General features: G+C 55.8%; 15 protein-coding genes and 1 pseudogene. 8 read left to right on the top strand and 8 right to left on the bottom strand.

Translation table 11 applies throughout. The features are described 5' to 3' along the window. Nucleotides 1-240 precede the first annotated feature (240 nt). A complete protein-coding gene (locus tag NWP14_RS21680; RefSeq protein ID WP_095098952.1) occupies nt 241-936 on the top strand; it encodes a porin in 696 nt (231 codons plus the stop codon). 193 nt (nt 937-1,129) lie between these two features. Here NWP14_RS21680 and NWP14_RS21675 read toward each other — a convergent pair whose 3' ends face one another. Further along, entirely contained in the window at nt 1,130-2,305 is a 1,176-nt protein-coding gene (locus NWP14_RS21675) for an oligogalacturonate lyase family protein (protein ID WP_095098949.1), read from the bottom strand. A gap of 548 nt (nt 2,306-2,853) precedes the next feature. Here NWP14_RS21675 and kduD point away from each other — a divergent pair. Then, the gene (kduD, locus tag NWP14_RS21670) at nt 2,854-3,615 is read left to right on the top strand and encodes a 2-dehydro-3-deoxy-D-gluconate 5-dehydrogenase KduD (RefSeq protein ID WP_095098946.1); all 762 of its coding nucleotides are present in this window, start codon (nt 2,854-2,856) and stop codon (nt 3,613-3,615) included. 308 nt (nt 3,616-3,923) lie between these two features. Continuing rightward, a complete protein-coding gene (locus tag NWP14_RS21665) occupies nt 3,924-5,342 on the top strand; it encodes a sugar porter family MFS transporter (RefSeq protein ID WP_095098944.1) in 1,419 nt (472 codons plus the stop codon). Here NWP14_RS21665 and NWP14_RS21660 read toward each other — a convergent pair whose 3' ends face one another. After that, complete coding sequence (locus NWP14_RS21660) at nt 5,343-6,338, bottom strand: LacI family DNA-binding transcriptional regulator (protein WP_346430728.1); 996 nt, start codon at nt 6,336-6,338, stop codon at nt 5,343-5,345. Nucleotides 6,339-6,447: 109 nt separating this feature from the next. Between NWP14_RS21660 and NWP14_RS21655 the strand changes: the two are divergent. The 4 genes and pseudogenes from NWP14_RS21655 to NWP14_RS21640 form a co-directional block, all read left to right on the top strand. Then, nucleotides 6,448-6,516, top strand: a pseudogene (locus NWP14_RS21655) (hypothetical protein); the annotation flags it as partial. Between the two features lie 65 nt (nt 6,517-6,581). Further along, nucleotides 6,582-7,823: an MFS transporter gene (locus NWP14_RS21650; RefSeq protein ID WP_331833588.1), complete on the top strand. Its 1,242-nt coding sequence runs from the start codon at nt 6,582-6,584 to the stop codon at nt 7,821-7,823. An 18-nt stretch (nt 7,824-7,841) separates the two neighbouring features. Beyond that, nucleotides 7,842-9,275, top strand: a complete 1,434-nt coding sequence (locus NWP14_RS21645; protein WP_375215960.1) for a glycoside hydrolase family 32 protein — start codon at nt 7,842-7,844, stop codon at nt 9,273-9,275. Nucleotides 9,276-9,403: 128 nt separating this feature from the next. Further along, nucleotides 9,404-10,747 (top strand): carbohydrate porin, encoded by a 1,344-nt coding sequence (locus tag NWP14_RS21640; RefSeq protein ID WP_375215959.1) that lies wholly within the window; start codon nt 9,404-9,406, stop codon nt 10,745-10,747. A gap of 118 nt (nt 10,748-10,865) precedes the next feature. Here NWP14_RS21640 and NWP14_RS21635 read toward each other — a convergent pair whose 3' ends face one another. From NWP14_RS21635 to NWP14_RS21615, 5 genes are all read right to left on the bottom strand, one after another. Further along, on the bottom strand, nt 10,866-12,152 hold the full coding sequence (locus NWP14_RS21635) for an ABC transporter substrate-binding protein (protein ID WP_041147054.1): 1,287 nt from the start codon (nt 12,150-12,152) through the stop codon (nt 10,866-10,868). Nucleotides 12,153-12,168: 16 nt separating this feature from the next. Continuing rightward, the gene (locus NWP14_RS21630; protein ID WP_375215958.1) at nt 12,169-13,296 is read right to left on the bottom strand and encodes an ABC transporter ATP-binding protein; all 1,128 of its coding nucleotides are present in this window, start codon (nt 13,294-13,296) and stop codon (nt 12,169-12,171) included. Nucleotides 13,297-13,308: 12 nt separating this feature from the next. Next, nucleotides 13,309-14,211 carry a carbohydrate ABC transporter permease gene (locus NWP14_RS21625; protein ID WP_045857405.1) on the bottom strand — a complete coding sequence of 301 codons (903 nt, stop codon included), beginning with the start codon at nt 14,209-14,211 and terminating at the stop codon, nt 13,309-13,311. Continuing rightward, the gene (locus NWP14_RS21620) at nt 14,204-15,094 is read right to left on the bottom strand and encodes a carbohydrate ABC transporter permease (RefSeq protein ID WP_041147051.1); all 891 of its coding nucleotides are present in this window, start codon (nt 15,092-15,094) and stop codon (nt 14,204-14,206) included. Before NWP14_RS21620 ends, NWP14_RS21625 begins: the two co-directional genes overlap by 8 nt. Nucleotides 15,095-15,612: 518 nt before the next feature. Continuing rightward, on the bottom strand, nt 15,613-15,939 hold the full coding sequence (locus tag NWP14_RS21615; RefSeq protein WP_095098925.1) for a cupin domain-containing protein: 327 nt from the start codon (nt 15,937-15,939) through the stop codon (nt 15,613-15,615). Nucleotides 15,940-16,078: 139 nt separating this feature from the next. On the opposite strand from NWP14_RS21615, the gene NWP14_RS21610 reads away from it, so the two are divergent. Beyond that, nucleotides 16,079-16,771: an aspartate/glutamate racemase gene (locus tag NWP14_RS21610; protein WP_375215957.1), complete on the top strand. Its 693-nt coding sequence runs from the start codon at nt 16,079-16,081 to the stop codon at nt 16,769-16,771. Here NWP14_RS21610 and NWP14_RS21605 read toward each other — a convergent pair. Beyond that, the gene (locus NWP14_RS21605; RefSeq protein WP_375215956.1) at nt 16,758-17,684 is read right to left on the bottom strand and encodes a LysR family transcriptional regulator; all 927 of its coding nucleotides are present in this window, start codon (nt 17,682-17,684) and stop codon (nt 16,758-16,760) included. The two genes, NWP14_RS21610 and NWP14_RS21605, sit on opposite strands and share 14 nt — an antisense overlap. Between the last annotated feature and the right edge of the window lie 77 nt (nt 17,685-17,761).

Genomic DNA, 17,761 nt, shown 5'->3' with positions numbered 1-17,761 from the left:
TTTCCCCTTCTTAGCCTCCTGTTAGCAGGGGGCTTTTTTTCGCCACCGGGCACGATTTCCGCGATAGATCTCAGCAAAAAGGGCGAATAACGGCCCTATTTGTTGAGCTTTGTCACGTCTTTATGTGCCATGTTTTTTGAAACAAATAATTACGATCTCGATCACTAAAACATCATCCCTTAAAAAATAAAATGCAGTTTCATAAAATAGAAACATAATTTTACTTTTGAGGGGTACCCTATGTTTGCACGATCTCTGGCCCTTGCTGCTCTCTGCGCCGCGTCTTTTGCTGCTTCGGCCGTCACGGTGGATTTGCGTCATGAATTCATCGACGGCGGTAAAACCGATAAAACCAACGCCGACCGCGTCTCCGTGTCGCACCGGTTCGCCAACGGTTTTGGTTTCTCCGTTGAGGCAAAGTGGAAATCAGGAGGGGATAACACCGATCAGCCTTATTCAGACTTTGTTGGCAACGGCCATGAAGAAACCATCAGCTGGCAGTGGAAGGCGAACAAGAATTTCTCCGTAACGCCGGGCTTCAATATTGAAAGTAACGACAGCCGCTCGATCTATAAGCCGAATTTGCGCGTGCAGTATAGCTTCGATAACGGTTTCTACGTTGCCGCCCGCTACCGTTATGACTACACCCGCTATCCGGCAAACGCGGGCAAAGAGGATGATAAAGTTAACCGCGGCGATGCGTGGGCTGGCTTCGTGATGGGCGACTGGCGTACCGAGCTGAACTACGTTTATGCCCGCAGTAGCGAAGGCGTAAATCGTAACGACAATAAACCCTACTCCCAGGAATATAACGTTAAGCTGGCCTATAAGCTGGATAAAAACTGGGCGCCCTACGGCGAGGTGGGTAACGTTGGCGTCAATGACCGCAGCGACCGCCAGACCCGCTTCCGCGTAGGCGTGGCGTATACCTTCTGACATAAACAACAGTCTCATCGTTTACCCCGGCGCAGTTAGCCGGGGTTTTGTCGTTAATCAGCCGCCGTCCTCCGTTGATTATTACGCGCGAGGACGGCCTGAATGTGGCCGGCAGCAGGCCAAAAAAAAAGCCCTCCAAAAGGAGGGCAAGGCCAGTTACAGAAACACTCAATCAAACTCAGGTCACAACGCGCTATGCCTGCAGCATTTCGCGCTGCTCAGGGATCTTCGCGATATAGATAGCCGGTTTACCGTCTTTATCGGAGCTAAACAAAATCGCGCTGTCGTCCGGCGTAAAGGAGGGGTGCGGATGGGTCACCTGGCGGCTGTTGGCGATCGTCGCCCATGAAGTATCGTGGCGCGCAACGCGGAAATAAGCCCGTTTCGCCACGTCGAAAACGTACAGATAGGGGTCGTTATCGATGGTATAGCCGCTGGTATCTTTCACGTCCACCGGGGTGCCGGAACCGTCGCCCACCAGCAGCGTGCCGTCAAAATTACTCATCAGATGCGAACAGGCGGGCATCTGCATCAGCGCTTCGTTCACGCCGCTATCCGGGTTAAAGCTGTAAATGGTTCGTCCCTGCTGACCCTTCAGGTAGGAGACGTACACCAGCGCGGAGCCGTCCGGCACCCAGAACTCGTGGGTGCAGCTTTCGCCTTGCGCATGTTCTTTGACTTTACGTACGCCGGTGCCGTCTTCATTCACCATCCACATGCGCGCATCAACGAGATCGTGCGGGCCTTCGTGGCAGAAGGCGACGGTGTGGTCATCAAAAGGCCGATAAATAGGATGACCCAGCCAGTTTTTCTCTTCATGGATGGTGCGGCTTTCGCCGCTTTGCAAATCGACGCGCAGCAGGCGGCAGTGCGGGCCTTTATGGAAGAAGTCGTGGAAAGTCTGCCAGTCGTTAAGCGGCGTCCAGTCGCTTTTGGCGATCTCAATGCCGACCAGCTTGCTGCAGTCGCTGTTGGCGACCCAGGTTCCGTAGCCAACCCACTCATCGGCGACGCGATAGACTTCGCGCTCCTGCAGCGTAGTGAGGTTAACTTCCAGCAGCGTGCGGTCATTTTTAACGTAATAGAGCGAAGTATCGTCCGGCGAGAGGAAGCCGCCGAAGGTATTGTCGCCAGCCCCTTCGGTGAGCTGGACGGCTTCGGCCGCGGCGATATCCAGCAGGTAGTAGTTCCAGTGTCCGTCGAATTCACCGGCGAACAGCAGGTGGCTACCGTCATTGAAAAAGCATTTCTGATAGAAATAGTTACGATGGCAGGTCACTTCCGGTGGGGTTAAGCGGGTGACCTCTGCCCCGGTATCGGGGTCGCGGCTGACTTCATAGTTGAGTTTTACCCGCATGCCTTTAGCCATGATGTACTCCTTTTTCCTTCCTGCGGTATCGCTTCCCAAAGGGACGGTTTACCAGATGAGATTGATTTAAAAGATGGGTGTCAATTTATCAAAACATTGTTTCATTATTTGTGATGGCGAGCGCAGTTCGCAATAACTTCCTGCTCTGGATCGCACTTTTTTTGGCTGCTGAGAGCGGTATAGAGAGGGAACTTTGTTTTTATGCTGACTTTTTACGATCTGATGCCGATTTTCTAAGTTTATATAATGCATTGTATTTAAATGAATTTAATTCGTTTTTCCCTCATGTCGGGCCAACGCTTCGTGATCTGTTTTGCATTTTTAGCATTTGCTTACCTAAAAATTGAAACGATGTTTTAATAATAATTGAAAATGACTTTGCCCGGAGATAAGATGGTTCCACTAGCAAAACGGAACTCTGTTTTATTTTTATGATGGGGCCGCCCCAGAGAGTTCTTCTTACCATAATGGCCAGCGCAAGCAGCCGGTCGAACCGATAGAACCTCGCCTGTGTAGTACGGGCTATCTGAAAGATAAAGGAACCAGGTATGATACTCGATACATTCTCTCTCCAGGGTAAAGTGGCCGTTGTGACCGGATGTGACACCGGGCTGGGCCAGGGCATGGCGGTAGGGCTGGCGGAAGCGGGCTGCGATATTGTCGGTATCAATATTGTTGAGCCAACGGAAACGATTGAGCGCGTTACCGCGCTGGGCCGTCGTTTTCTCAGCCTGACCGCCGATCTGCGCCAGATTGAGGGGATCCCGCAGCTGCTGGAGCGCGCCGTCGCTGAATTTGACCATATCGATATTCTGGTCAACAACGCCGGCTTGATTCGCCGTCAGGATGCCCTCGAATTCAGCGAAAAGGACTGGGATGACGTGATGGATCTGAACATCAAGAGCGTGTTCTTTATGTCTCAGGCGGCGGCGAAGCATTTCATTGCCCAGGGCAACGGCGGCAAAATCATCAACATCGCTTCCATGCTCTCTTTCCAGGGCGGCATTCGCGTTCCCTCCTACACCGCCTCGAAAAGCGGCGTGATGGGCGTGACCCGGCTGCTGGCGAACGAGTGGGCGAAGCACAATATCAACGTTAACGCGATCGCGCCGGGCTACATGGCGACGAATAATACCCAGCAGCTGCGCGCCGACGAGCAGCGCAGTGCCGAAATCCTTGAGCGCATTCCGGCGGGCCGCTGGGGTTTGCCGGGCGATTTGATGGGGCCGGTGGTGTTCCTCTCCTCCAGCGCGTCTGATTACATCAATGGCTATACCGTCGCGGTTGATGGCGGCTGGCTGGCGCGCTAATTTTTCCCGCTGTGCCGTACAAAAACCTGCCGCAGACGGCAGGTTTTTTTATGTGTGAACATTAATCGTCCATATCGATAAACTAAAAAAATCCATATTAATTAGTTATAGAGTGACAATGAATCGCATGGATATTAAGAATTTTTATGTTGATGAGAAATCGTCTCGCCTTTATGAAAGTTGAATGTCCATCACAAAACGATTGATGGTAGCTATTTAGTCCATATCTTTGGCATCTCCACCCTGACACATTGCCCCGCCGATCCCGTACTTTCTGATCACGTCTTACTATGTTCTGGCAGGGAAAAATGACCTCAATTAATAATGACTCTACGTTAATGCCGCGTACGCAGCGCGATACCCGGCGCATGAACCAGTTTGTTTCCATTGCCGCTGCGGTGGCCGGGCTCCTTTTTGGCCTCGATATTGGGGTAATTGCCGGGGCATTGCCCTTTATTACCGATCATTTTGCCTTATCCAGCCGCCTGCAGGAGTGGGTGGTGAGCAGCATGATGCTGGGCGCCGCTATCGGCGCGTTGTTCAACGGCTGGCTCTCTTTCCGCCTCGGGCGTAAATACAGTTTAATGGTCGGGGCGATACTGTTTGTTGCCGGCTCCATCGGCTCCGCCTTTGCCGGCAACGTGGAGGTCCTTCTGCTGGCGAGGGTTCTCCTTGGCGTTGCCGTCGGGATCGCCTCCTACACCGCGCCGCTTTATCTCTCTGAAATGGCCAGTGAAAATGTCCGCGGTAAGATGATAAGCATGTACCAGCTGATGGTGACGCTGGGTATCGTGATGGCGTTTTTATCCGATACGGCATTTAGCTACAGCGGCAACTGGCGCGCCATGCTGGGGGTGCTGGCGCTGCCTGCGGTCCTGCTGATTATTCTGGTCGTGTTCCTGCCCAACAGCCCGCGCTGGCTGGCGGAGAAGGGGCGGCACGTCGAGGCGGAAGAGGTGCTGCGCATGCTGCGCGATACCTCGGAAAAAGCCCGGGACGAGCTCAATGAAATTCGCGAAAGCCTGAAGCTCAAGCAGGGCGGCTGGGCGCTGTTTAAGATCAACCGCAACGTCCGTCGGGCGGTGTTCCTCGGCATGCTGCTGCAGGCGATGCAGCAATTCACCGGGATGAATATCATCATGTACTACGCGCCGCGTATTTTTAAAATGGCGGGTTTCACCACCACCGAGCAGCAGATGATGGCGACCCTCGTCGTCGGCCTGACCTTTATGTTTGCCACCTTTATTGCGGTGTTTACCGTGGATAAAGCCGGGCGTAAACCGGCGCTGAAAATCGGCTTTAGCGTGATGGCGCTGGGCACGCTGGTGCTCGGCTACTGCCTGATGCAGTTTGATAACGGCACCGCCTCAAGCGGCCTGTCCTGGCTTTCCGTCGGCATGACCATGATGTGTATTGCCGGCTACGCGATGAGCGCCGCCCCGGTGGTGTGGATCCTGTGCTCGGAAATTCAGCCGCTGAAATGCCGCGACTTCGGTATCACCTGTTCCACCACCACCAACTGGGTGTCGAATATGATTATCGGCGCGACCTTCCTGACGCTGCTCGACGCGATCGGCGCCGCCGGCACCTTCTGGCTGTATACCGTGCTGAACGTCGCCTTTATCGGGGTGACCTTCTGGCTGATCCCGGAAACCAAAAACGTCACCCTTGAGCACATCGAGCGCAATCTGATGTCCGGTAAGAAACTGCGCGATATTGGCAACTGATTACAGCGAGTCCCTCGGGAGCCAGGGGCTGGCAACCCGCACCGTATCCCGATGGCTGTCGCCGTTAATAATATGCAGGGCGCTCAGGCGCCCTATTTCATAATGCGGAAGCTGTACCGTTGAGAGCGGCGGTAAAAACAGATCGCCAATGCCGACCATATTATCGTAACCCACCACCGCCACGTCCTGCGGGATGCGCAGGCCCTGCGCCAGCAGCGTCTGATAAACCATAAAAGCGATACGATCGTTACCGCAAATCACCGCATCGAACTGCGGCTTACCCTCGCGGATATTTGCCAGCAGCATCGCCGGAATATCGCGGTAGTGCTCATCGCCATACTCCATGTAGCAGTGTTCGAGCGTATGCGGATCGAGATCCGCTTCCCGGCAGGCGCGCTCCAGCCCCTGACGTCGGCGCACGGTCGCCAGATGTTTAGCCGGCAGATGCAGGCACAGCGGACGGCGATAGCCCGCCGCCAGCAGGGCCTGCACCGCCGTATACTGACCCTGCTCATCATCCGGGATATAGCTGGCCACCGGGTCGTGCAGGCTTTCGCAGTTGGCCAGCACGCAGGGGATTGTCAGCAGCTTGGCCGGGAGCGGCACCTGGCGCAGCCCCATCGTGGTGTAGATAATCCCGTCCGGCCGGTGGGAGAGCAGCAGATCGACGATGGTTTCCGGGCTATCGTCGGAAAACATATTGACCACGAAGCTGTTCCAGCCGTGCGCCCGCGCGGTTTCTTCGATTGAGAGCGTAATTTCCACCGAGAAGGGGGTGGTGACGGTATCCAGCGCCAGTACCCCGATGGTGTTTGGCGTCGCGTGGGCGCCGCGTATTTTCTTGGCGGAGAGATCGGGGACGTAGTTGGTTTGTTCAATGGCGGACTGGACGCGAGCCAGAGTCTCCGGCTTCAGGCGTTCCGGGCTGTTCAGCGCGCGGGAAACCGTCATCAGAGAGACATTTGCCAGTTTTGCCACATCTTTCAAGGATGCCATATTTACTACTCCAACGTTGCCGCCAGGCAACAGGCTATACAACTAAGTCGCTGATGTAAAAGGATCATGCGATATTCTATCGCAGGTTGTGCGGCCGCGCTGACGAGGAATATTTGATCGCGATCGCATCTCTGTTATGTTAACGTTAACTTATGTGATTAACATCATGTATCTCAGCTAAAGGGCATGAGTTTTGGGTTTTGTTAACGTTACCATTGACGCATTACTCCAACAGAGAACGTCATGATGAAAGCACATCACTCTCACAGCTATCCGATACTCAGCGCCTTACTGTTTTTCTTTTTCGTAACCTGGTCTTCGTCCGGCTCTTTGCTCTCTATCTGGCTACATCAGGAGGTTGGTCTGAAAGCGGGGGATACCGGCATTATCTATGCGGTTCTCTCCGTCTCAGCGCTGTTTGCCCAAATTTGCTACGGCTTTATTCAGGATAAGCTCGGCCTGCGTAAAAACCTGCTCTGGTATATCACCGCGCTGCTGATCCTCTCCGGGCCGGCCTATCTGCTGTTTGGCTACCTGCTGGGCATTAACATTTTTCTCGGCAGTATTTTTGGCGGGATCTACATCGGCCTGACCTTCAACGGCGGTATCGGCGTGCTGGAGTCCTACACCGAGCGCGTGGCGCGCCAGAGCCAGTTTGAGTTCGGCAAAGCGCGGATGTGGGGATCGCTGGGCTGGGCGGTGGCGACCTTTTTTGCCGGCCTGCTGTTTAACATCAACCCGAAGCTGAACTTTGCCGTCGCCAGCTGCTCCGGCCTGGTATTCTTCGTCCTGCTGGCGCGGCTGCGGGTCTCCTCTGCGCCGCAGGCGATGGAGGAAGCGGTGGCGGGCGGCAAGGTGACGCTGGAGGACGCGCTGCGTCTGCTCACCCTGCGCCGCTTCTGGGCGCTGGTGTTTTTCGTCGTCGGCACCTGTATTTACGGCGTCTACGACCAGCAGTTCCCGGTCTACTTCTCCTCGCAGTTCGCCACCCTGCAGGAGGGCAACGCCATGTACGGCTACCTGAACTCTTTCCAGGTGTTTCTTGAGGCGGCGGGGATGTTCTGCGCGCCCTGGCTGGTTAACCGCATTGGCGCGAAAAATGGCCTGATTTTCGCCGGTATGGTGATGGCGCTGCGGATGGTGGCCTCCGGGCTGGTGGAGGGGCCGCTGCTAATCTCGATAACCAAGCTGCTGCATGCGGTTGAGCTGCCGGTTCTGCTGGTATCTATCTTTAAATACAACAGCTTAAACTTTGATAAACGCCTCTCATCGACGCTGTATCTGGTGGGCTTTGCCTGCACCAGCTCGGTTATCGCAACCGTGCTGTCGCCGCTGGCGGGCTATAGCTACGAGATATACGGCTTTGCCCGGTCCTATTTGATTATGGGCCTGCTGGTGTTCTTCACCACCTTTATCTCCATCTTCTTGCTGCGATCGGCTAAGTCGCCTTCGGACCCGCTGATGCCGCAACCCTCCGTTATTTGAATGAAAAGAGTGAAGACTATGACGTACTCAATTAGCAACGCCGAACAGGAACTGCAGGCTAAAAGCGATGCGCTGAACCTGCGCTGGTACCCGCGCTACCATCTTGCCGCCCGCGCGGGCTGGATCAACGATCCTAACGGCCTGGTGTGGTTTGACGGCTGGTACCACGCCTTTTACCAGCATCATCCCTACTCAACGCAGTGGGGGCCGATGCACTGGGGCCATGCGCGCAGTAAAGATTTGGTGCATTGGGAGCATCTGCCGGTGGCGCTGGCGCCGGAAGGCCCGGAGGATAAAGACGGCTGTTTCTCTGGCTCCGCGGTGGTCAACGGCGATACGCTGGCGCTGATTTATACCGGGCATAAATTCCACGGCGATCCGAGCGACGAGGCCAACCTTTATCAGGTGCAGTGCCTGGCGACCAGCCGCGACGGCATCCACTTTGAGCGGCAGGGGATCGTCCTCGATACCCCGCCGGGGCTGCACCATTTCCGCGATCCTAAGGTGTGGCGCGAGGGCGATAGCTGGTACATGATTGTCGGCGCGCGCCTCGGCGATGTCGGCCAGGTGCGCTTGTACCGTTCGGCCGATCTGCGCCAGTGGCAGGACGCGGGCGTGCTTGATGAGGCGGAAAAAGAGATGGGCTATATGTGGGAGTGCCCGGACTTTTTTGCCCTCAACGACAGGCGCGTGCTGATGTTTTCTCCGCAGGGCATGGCGGCGCAGGGCTATCAGAATCGGAACCTGTTCCAAAGCGGCTATATGCTCGGCGACTGGCAGCCCGGCGGCGCCTTTGTGCGCGAAGGCGAGTTTGTTGAGATGGACAGCGGGCATGATTTTTATGCGCCGCAGAGCTTCCTGGCTCCGGATGGTCGCCGGATCGTTATCGGCTGGCTGGATATGTGGGAATCGCCGCTGCCGGAACAGCAGGACGGCTGGGCGGGGATGCTCTCGCTGCCGCGCGAGCTGAGCCTGAGCGCGGACAGCCGGCTGCAGATGCGCCCGGCTAAGGAGGTCGAAAGCCTGCGCGGGGCATGGTTCCCGTGGCCGGTGAGCACCTTGAAAAACCAGCAGACCATGCTGGTGGAAAACTGTGAGGCGATGGAGGTCATCCTGCACTGGGATAGCGCCAGCTGCAGCGCTGAGCAGTATGGCCTCAGCTTCGGCGACGGCCTGCGGGTCTACGTTGATGCGCAGATGCAGCGCCTGGTACTGGAACGCCATTATCCGCAGCATGGCCTGTGCGGCGTGCGCAGCGTTCCGTTAACCGCCGGGGCGCCGCTCAGGCTACGGGTATTCTTCGACAGCTCTTCCGTGGAGGTCTTCGTTAATGATGGTGAAGCCTGCCTCAGCAGCCGTATTTATCCGGATGGCGCGCGTCGTGAATTAACATTATTTGCCTGGAGCGGATCGGCCAGCTTATCTGAGGCCGGCGCCTGGCAGCTCGAATAATATAATTACTGTTTATTCTGTCGTTAATAACCCGTCTTCGACGATGGGCGGGTTATTATTGTCATCATTGTCGTGCTTTACCCATAACTAAAAAACTTTATTTTATTAAATAATAAAAGGGTTTACCGATGAATAAAATCTGGGTCGGCTGCATGCTGACGTCTTTATTTACCCCTCTGACCTATGCCGGGCCGTCGTTATCTCTTGAGGAACGGCTGGCGCAAATGGAGCAGCGGCTGCAGGAGACCGAACAGCGGGCGACCAGCGCCGAGGCGGAGATTCGTGCGCTAAAACGTCAGGAGAAGCCAGCCGCGGCGGTCAGCGCCGCGGCGGCTAAACCTACGCTGCAGCTCAATGATTATGGCGAATTAAAATTTTATGGCGACGTTGAGTTTAATATGGACGGCGCCAGCCGCAGCGGTAGCCTGACCTCGGTGAGAACCAGCGCGAATAAAAGCTGGGCGCCGGGGAAAAAAGAGCGCTGGGATATTAACGGGCGTATTCTTCTCGGCTTTGATGGCCAGCGGAAAGGGGCTGATGGCAAGTATGCGGGCTTCAGCGTGCAGCCGCTGGCGGATATTAATGGCAAGATGAATCTGGACGATGCGGCCTTTTTCTTTGGTCAGCAGGATGACTGGAAAATTAAAATTGGCCGCTTCGAAGCCTATGATATGTTCCCGCTTAATCAGGATACCTTTATTGAATATTCCGGCAATACGGCGAACGATCTTTACAGCGACGGCTACGGCTATATTTACATGATGAAAGAGGGGCGCGGTCGCAGCAGCAGCGGCGGCAACTTCCTGCTGAGTAAAACCCTCGATAGCTGGTACTTTGAAGTGAATACGCTGGTGGAAGACGGCAGCACGCTTTTTGTCGATCGCAACTATCACGGCAACGCGCTGGATAACCAGAAAAACGTCGTCTACGTGCGCCCGGTGGTGGCGTGGCAGTCCGGCGCGTGGTCGGCGGCGGCGGCGCTGGAGAGCAACCTCGTCAATAACGCCTACGGCTATCAGGACCCGCGCGGCCGCTGGGTCGATCAGTCGAGCCGTACCGGCTACGGCATGACCATGAGCTGGAACACGCTGAAAACCGATGCCCGGGATGGCGCGGTGGTGAATCTGAGTACCGCCTATCTTGATGCCACGGATGAGCAGGACTTCAGCGCCGGTATCAACGCGTTATGGCATCGCGTGGAGCTGGGCTATATCTATGCGCATAACAAAATCGACCAGTTTAATCTGGCGGGCGTGAGCGCAGAATGCGACAACGAGTGCGCGGTACTCGCCCCGGGGCGTTATGACATCCACACGCTGCATGCCTCATGGCTGCTGCCGAATATCATGGATATGACGAATTTTAATATTTACCTCGGCGCCTACGCTTCGTGGCTGGATTCGTCGGCGGAGAAAAGCACGGGCCCGGACGAACGCTACGGCGCGCGCGTGCGCTTCAAATATCTCTTCTGAGGGTAAAGCAGGTCGCCCGGTCGCAAAGCCCGGCGGGATGATTTTGCCTTTCGTGACGGGCGCCGTGCGAAAAAATCCCCCGCAGCCTGAGCCGCGGGGGAGGTTTGGCAGGGCTGAATTAGCGCATGGCGCGCTTGAGAATGCGGTCTGACTGACGCTGGAAGTCCGCCGCCGTCTCTTCTACGGATTTCTGCCCGTAATCGATGTACTGCAGGGAGGTGCCGAACTGGGCTACGATCTGCGGGTCGTCGAAGTAGGGCGACACGGAGAGTTTCGCCGGCAGGGACTGCGCCAGCTTCAGCCCGGAAACCGCCGGATCGTCGGCCTTGATCGTGCCGTCTTCGGTCAGGTACTGCACCGCCACTTTACTCAGCGGCACGCCGCGCTCGAGTCCTAAGGTATCGACCCCGGCTTTGCTGTTCAGCAGGAAGTTAATGACCTTTGCCGCCGCTTCCGGGTTTTTCGTTGATTTACCGATCGAGAGCATCTGCGCGGGTTTAAAGAACAAACCGGCGTCGGTGGCTCCTGGCAGCATTGGGTATTCACCCAGCTCCAGCTTCGCCGGCGGCTTCAGGTTGTCGGAGTATTTATTGATGGTGGAGTTCCACATGTAGGTTCCCGCCCACTCGCCCTGAATCCACGGCTTCATCTCGTACATATTGCTTTTGCCGAAGGAGGCGTAGTATTTGGTATCCGGCATAACGTGGCTGTCGATAAGCTTTTTATACATCTGGAAAAACTCTACCCACTGCTCTTTGCTGTAAGAGAATTTTTTGGTTTTATCGTCGATAGCCGGCTGGTTGTACTTCTGAATCATATAGGAGTTCAGCAGCGCCAGGGTGTCCTGGTGCTCCAGCACCACCGGGTAGTACTGCTTGCCTAGCTTGCTTTCAAAGGCTTTTCCCGCCGCCATCAGCTCGTCCCAGGTTTTGGGATAGGCGACGCCGGCTTTTTTCCAGGTTTCGTCGTTAAAGTAGAACACGCGGGCGGTCACGGAAATGGGAATGCCGTTGAGCTTGCCGTTCACGGTGGTGGACTGCAGTTCCTTCGCGTCAAACTGGCTGAGATCGATGACGTCCTTCATCTTATTCAGGTCGTAAAAGCCGTCGCCGTTTTTCGAGAAAATAGGCAGCCAGTTCCAGTTGGTCTGCATCACGTCAGGCTCGGTGCCGCCGGCGATTTGCGTGGTCAGGCGCGAGAGGTGGCCGTCCCAGCCGGTGTATTCCGCTTTGACGTTAATATCCGGATTCTGCTTATGAAATTCTTCCAGCGCTTTCAGGGTCACCTGATGGCGGCCGTTGCCGCCCCACCAGGACATGCGCAGGTCGACATCCTGTGCCAGAGAAGGTAGCGCGGTCAGGCCCAGAGTGGCGGAGATTGCGGCGCTTAAGAGCACTTTTTTCATTTTAATACTCCAGTGATTACAGAGAGATGTTCTGTTCGGTCGCCGCATCAAAGAGGTGGCATTTGTTGAGATCGAACCGGTAATAGACCTTACGATGCAGCCCTTTTTCGATCATCGGCCTGGCTTCGTCGGAAGGGACGCGGGCGGTCAGCTCATAATCGGCGACCTTCATATAGACGAAGAACTCGTGGCCCATATTTTCCACGCGAACCATCTCGCCGGAGCCGCAGCCTTCGGCGAACGGCTGGTCCGCAATGGAGACAAACTCCGGGCGCACGCCGTAGAACAGCGTCTGGTCCTTGTAGCCTTCGGCTTTGCTCTGCAGCGCGTCGTTGAGGGGCAGCAGTTCGTCACCGATGCGCATATGCAGGCGGCCGTCGCGCTCAACCAGCTTGCAGGGACGGATGTTCATCTCCGGCGCGCCGATAAAGCCCGCGACAAACATATTTTTTGGCTTGTGGTACAGATTGTCCGGGGTATCAACCTGCATGATGTGGCCCAGCTTCATCACGCAGATACGGTCGCCCATGGTCATGGCTTCGGTCTGATCGTGGGTGACGTAGACGGTGGTCGCCGGTTTGCCGGACTTCTTCAGCTGCTTGTGCAGATCGGAGATACGAATACGCATTGAGGCGCGCAGCTTGGCGTCGAGGTTAGAGAGCGGCTCATCGAACAGGAACACGTCCGGCTTTTTAACAATCGCCCGGCCAACCGCCACGCGCTGGGCCTGGCCGCCGGAAAGCTGGCGCGGCAGACGGTCGAGCAGCTCTTCCAGCTCGAGGATTTTTGCCGCTTCGTTAACCTGGCTTTCAATCTGATCCTTTGGCAGCTTGCTCAGCTTGAGGCCAAAAGCGAGGTTTTCACGCACCGTCATATGCGGATAGAGCGCGTAGTTCTGGAACACCATCGCAATCCCGCGCGCTTTTGGCGCGAGGTTGTTAACGATTTTCTCCCCGATACGCACTTCGCCGCCGCTGATGGTTTCGAGGCCTGCCAGCATGCGCAGGGTGGTGGATTTGGCGCAGCCGGATGGCCCGACGATCACCATAAACTCCCCGTCAGCGATTTTCAGGTCGATAGCATGTACCGCTTTGAAGCCGTTGGAGTAGACCTTTTCCAGTTTTTTGAAAATAACTTCAGCCATGATATTTCCCTCTTAACCTTTAATTCCGCTGCTGGTGACGCCCTGTACGAAGTAGCGTTGAGCCAGGAAGAATACGATGATGGATGGCAGAATGGAGATGCTCGCCATTGCCAGAATTTCGTTCCACGGAGCGCCTTCCGTGACGTCGATGGACATTTTCAGCGCCAGCGCGATCGGATACTTATCGACGCTATAGACGTAAATCAGCGGACCAATAAAGTCGTTCATTGACCACATAAACTGGAACAGTGCGACCGAGATAATCGCCGGTTTTAAAATCGGCACCACCACGTACCACAGCACCTGGAAGGAGTTGCAGCCGTCAATTTGCGCCGCCTCTTCCATATCGCGCGGCACGCCGCGCAGGAACTGAATCAGCATGAAGACGAAGAATCCCTGGGTGGCGAAGGCCAGCGGCAGGTACAGCGGCAGATAGCTGTTCAGCATGCCCATTTCGCGGAACATCAGGTACTGCGGGATAAGCAGCACGGTGCTCGGCAGCAGCATGGTGGTGATGAGGGTGGCGAACCAAAATTTCTTCCACGGGATCTCGAAGCGGGCAAAGCCGTACGCCACGATGGTGGAGGAGATAATGGTCAGGATCACTTTCGGGATGACGTACTTGAAGGTATTCAGCATGTAGTGGCCGAAGTTGTATTCAGTCCCGGTCTTCCAGCCGTTGATAAACCCGTCCCATGTCGCGTGAGCGGGCCACAGGCTGAGGGTGGTGAAGATCTCGTGGTTCGGTTTGAACGACGCCGAGAACATCCACACCAGCGGGTAGAGCATCAGCAGGCCAACGAACAGCAGGATCACATAGCGGATGCTGGCGTTCATTTTTTCACGCCGCAGCGTTCTGGCAACCTCGCGCTCGGCGATGTCCCGGGCCGCGGAAATTTGTTGGATATCAGCCATTTTTGCCTCCCTTATCGGCGGAGTAGAACACCCAATATTTCGAAGACTTAAAGGCGATAGCGGCAAACACCGCGACGACCAGGAACAGCACCCATGCCAGCGCCGCGCCGTAGCCCATATCGAAGTACTTAAAGGCGGTGTCGTAGATATAGAGTGAGAACAGATAGGTGGAGTAGGTTGGGCCGCCGCCGGTTATCACGTACGGTCCGGTAAACTCCTGGAATGCCTGGGTGGTTTGCATAATGAAGTTGAAGAAAATCACCGGCGTAATCAGCGGCACCGTCACCTTCATAAACATCTGCCACTTCGAGGCGCCGTCGATCATCGCCGCTTCGTATTGCGATTGCGGAACGTTCTGCAGCGCCGCGAGGAAGATCACCATCGCCGAACCGAACTGCCAGACGCGCAGCAGGGTCACCGACATCAGCGCCAGCGACGGCTCGCCGAGCCAGTTGACCGGGTCGAAGCCCAGCACGCCGATAAAACTGTTCAGCAGGCCGTCGATAGCGAACAGCGCGCGCCACAGTACGGCGATGGCGACGGAGCTGCCGAGGATCGAAGGAATGTAATAAGCGGTACGGAAAAAACCGATGCCGCGCAGTTTAAAGTTGAGAACAAACGCGATGCCCAGCGCAAAGGCCAGCTTCAGCGGAATGGTTAAAAAGACATAGGCGAAGGTGACGCCCATAGACTTCCAGAAGAGAGAATCTTCGGTCAGCATGTAGCGATAGTTTTCAATGCCGTTAAATACCGGCGGACTCATCAAATCGTACTCAGTGAAACTGAGGAAGAAAGATGAAACAAAGGGAAAGGCGGTAAAGATTATCAGCCCGATAATATAGGGCGATATCCATGCCAATCCCAGCAGCTTGTTTTCATTCATACATACCTACCTGGCTTACGAGTTTGTAAAACGGATTCGGTTTATACCCGGCGTACTTCAAGCTGCGTGCGTCATCCGCGCAGAAAGCAGCCGGAAAAGTTGATCTGTTGCTGGTGTCTGTGCTGGCGCTTCCTTCCCTGTTGGACCCTGTTTTTGTCATGGTTTGTCACCCGCAGCTCCCTGCTGAGCGTGCACCGGTTCGGCTTTGCTATGCCCGGCGCCCTTAATTTTATAAAACGCCGTTTTAAATTTATTTTATTGCGATTTATTACAGAGTCATTCGATTCATAACGGAAATGTGATCGAAGTCGAAACGATGTTTCAAAAAATGAGATGGCGGGCGTTTTGTCCGGACCATAAGGGCTGGTGAGCGATGCCGGGAAGGTGAAGCTGCGCAGGTTTACGGCGTTTTATTGCCCGACTAATGATTGTGTTTGCACATATTTTTTAACAAATAATATTGCGGAGGAGGGATTGCTCGGGCGGGGGAGGGGCATGCCGGACATGCCCAGGGAAGATTAGCTTTGCAGAAAATCCTGACGCACGGGCGTAAAGGTATCCAGCAGGGTTCCCGCCTTCAGGCACACGCAGCCGTGCATAATATTTGGCCGCTTGTAGAGCGTGTCGCCGGCGCTAACCACATGTTTCTCATCACCAATAGTGAATTCGAACTCGCCTGAAAGCACGTAGGTCAGCTGTTCGTGAGGGTGGTTATGCATAGGCCCGATGGCGCCGGCGTCAAAGTTAACCTCAACCGCCATCATTTTGCCATCGTGCGCCAGAATGCGCCGGGTCACGCCATTGCCCAGATCGTCGAGGGTGGTCTCTTTATGAAAAATAAACATCCGCTGGTCCTGTGGTTAAGTGAAACAATGTTTCATTTAATTTATCCCACAATTTTCTAAAAAGAAACGATCGACGGGAGAAGTGGAAAGTTGATCACAAGTTTGTTTCACTGGGGGGTAACCATAAAAGGAGCGAATAATGAAAACGATTGGCCTGTTGGGGGGAATGAGCTGGGAATCCACCATTCCTTATTACCGCCTGATCAATGAGGGTATCAAAGCGCGTTTGGGCGGGCTGCACTCCGCCAGCCTGTTGTTACATAGCGTTGATTTCCATGAGATTGAAGCCTGTCAGGCCGCCGGTGAATGGGAACGTGCCGGCGATATGCTGGCGCAGGCGGCGCTGGGCCTGCAGCAGGCGGGCGCCGAAGGCATCGTGCTCTGTACTAACACGATGCATAAAGTGGCCGATGCCATTGAAGCGCGCTGCGGCGTGCCGTTTCTGCACATCGCCGATGCGACAGGGCGGGCGATTGAGAAAAAGGGCATGCGCAACGTCGCCCTGCTGGGGACGCGCTATACCATGGAACAAGAGTTCTATCGCGGCCGCCTGCAGCAGCAGTTTGCTATCGAGACGCTGGTTCCGTCCGCTGACGATCGCCAGCGGATCAACCAGATTATCTTTGATGAACTTTGTCTCGGCACCTTTAGCGAGGCTTCGCGCGACTATTACCTGCAGGTTATCGAGGCGCTGGCGGCGCAGGGGGCGGAAGGCGTTATCTTCGGCTGCACCGAGATTGGCCTGCTGGTGCCCGTAGAAAGCAGCCCGCTGCCGGTATTTGATACCGCGGCCATTCATGCCGCGGATGCGGTGGAATTTATGCTTTCTTAAGCACCGTATCGAGCGGGCGCTGGATCTGCGCCAGGCTGTGCTGCAAGTGGTGAATAAAGGCGTCGACCAGCGCCGAGCCGGGGCGGTGCAGCGGGCGGATCATGCTGACGGTAAACGGCACATCGATGCTGAAGCGGCGCACCGCGACGCCGCTTTCGGCATAATCGAGGGCGGTGAGCGGATTAACCACCGAGATGCCGACGCCCGCGCGCACCATCGCGCAAATCGACGCGGCGCTGTGCGTTTCGACCACCATCCGCCGCTTGACCTGATGTTCAAGGAACAGGGCGTCAAGCAGCTGGCGATAGCTGTCGGTCCGCGACAGGCTGATGTAGTTTTCAGCGTGGAAATCGGCGGGGGTCAGAACCTGCTTGGCGGCGAGCGGATGGCCCTGCGGCAGGACGCAGACTTCATTCAGCGTCAGCAGCGGCGTGCGTTCGGTTCCGGCGGGCGTATGCAGGGTTTCGGTCAGGCCAAGATCGTGGCGCTGGGCGGAGAGCCACTCCTCCAGCAGAGGCGACTCCTGGGGGACGATTTGCAGGCTGACCTCCGAATAGCGCGCCAGAAACGGCTGCAGCAGCAGCGGTAAAAAGGACTGGGAAAATACCGGCAGGCACACCACCGACAGCTCGCCCTGGCGAAACTCGCGCAGGCTTTCCGCCGCGCTGACGATCCTGTCCAGCCCGTACCACGACCGCTGCACCTCTTCAAACAGCCGCAGCCCCTGGACCGTGGGCTGCAGGCGGCCGCGAGCGCGCTCAAAAAGCTTCAGTCCCAGCACCTTTTCAAAGCGCGCCAGCTCCCGGCTGACCGTCGGCTGGGAAGTATGCAGCATGCGGGCGGCCTCGGTCAGATTACCGGTGGTCATCACCGCGTGGAAGATTTCGATATGACGCAAATTGACGGCGGGCATGGCGGCTCTCGGGTGGCATCAGGTGTCCATATCATTTTTGCATAGACTCACGATAAAACGATATTTTTTATTCCCTT

Source organism: Klebsiella sp. C349492, from assembly GCF_042055345.1.
In the GTDB taxonomy this organism is placed as follows: domain Bacteria; phylum Pseudomonadota; class Gammaproteobacteria; order Enterobacterales; family Enterobacteriaceae; genus Klebsiella; species Klebsiella scottii.
This window is presented reverse-complemented; position numbering and strand designations above follow the sequence as displayed.

Coding starts and splice junctions, on each gene's coding strand:
- NWP14_RS21680 (WP_095098952.1), top strand. CDS start 241: ATGTTTGCACGATCTCTGGCCCTTGCTGCTCTCTGCGCCGCGTCTTTT.
- NWP14_RS21675 (WP_095098949.1), bottom strand. CDS start 2,305: ATGGCTAAAGGCATGCGGGTAAAACTCAACTATGAAGTCAGCCGCGAC.
- kduD (WP_095098946.1), top strand. CDS start 2,854: ATGATACTCGATACATTCTCTCTCCAGGGTAAAGTGGCCGTTGTGACC.
- NWP14_RS21665 (WP_095098944.1), top strand. CDS start 3,924: ATGACCTCAATTAATAATGACTCTACGTTAATGCCGCGTACGCAGCGC.
- NWP14_RS21660 (WP_346430728.1), bottom strand. CDS start 6,338: ATGGCATCCTTGAAAGATGTGGCAAAACTGGCAAATGTCTCTCTGATG.
- NWP14_RS21650 (WP_331833588.1), top strand. CDS start 6,582: ATGATGAAAGCACATCACTCTCACAGCTATCCGATACTCAGCGCCTTA.
- NWP14_RS21645 (WP_375215960.1), top strand. CDS start 7,842: ATGACGTACTCAATTAGCAACGCCGAACAGGAACTGCAGGCTAAAAGC.
- NWP14_RS21640 (WP_375215959.1), top strand. CDS start 9,404: ATGAATAAAATCTGGGTCGGCTGCATGCTGACGTCTTTATTTACCCCT.
- NWP14_RS21635 (WP_041147054.1), bottom strand. CDS start 12,152: ATGAAAAAAGTGCTCTTAAGCGCCGCAATCTCCGCCACTCTGGGCCTG.
- NWP14_RS21630 (WP_375215958.1), bottom strand. CDS start 13,296: ATGGCTGAAGTTATTTTCAAAAAACTGGAAAAGGTCTACTCCAACGGC.
- NWP14_RS21625 (WP_045857405.1), bottom strand. CDS start 14,211: ATGGCTGATATCCAACAAATTTCCGCGGCCCGGGACATCGCCGAGCGC.
- NWP14_RS21620 (WP_041147051.1), bottom strand. CDS start 15,094: ATGAATGAAAACAAGCTGCTGGGATTGGCATGGATATCGCCCTATATT.
- NWP14_RS21615 (WP_095098925.1), bottom strand. CDS start 15,939: ATGTTTATTTTTCATAAAGAGACCACCCTCGACGATCTGGGCAATGGC.
- NWP14_RS21610 (WP_375215957.1), top strand. CDS start 16,079: ATGAAAACGATTGGCCTGTTGGGGGGAATGAGCTGGGAATCCACCATT.
- NWP14_RS21605 (WP_375215956.1), bottom strand. CDS start 17,684: ATGCCCGCCGTCAATTTGCGTCATATCGAAATCTTCCACGCGGTGATG.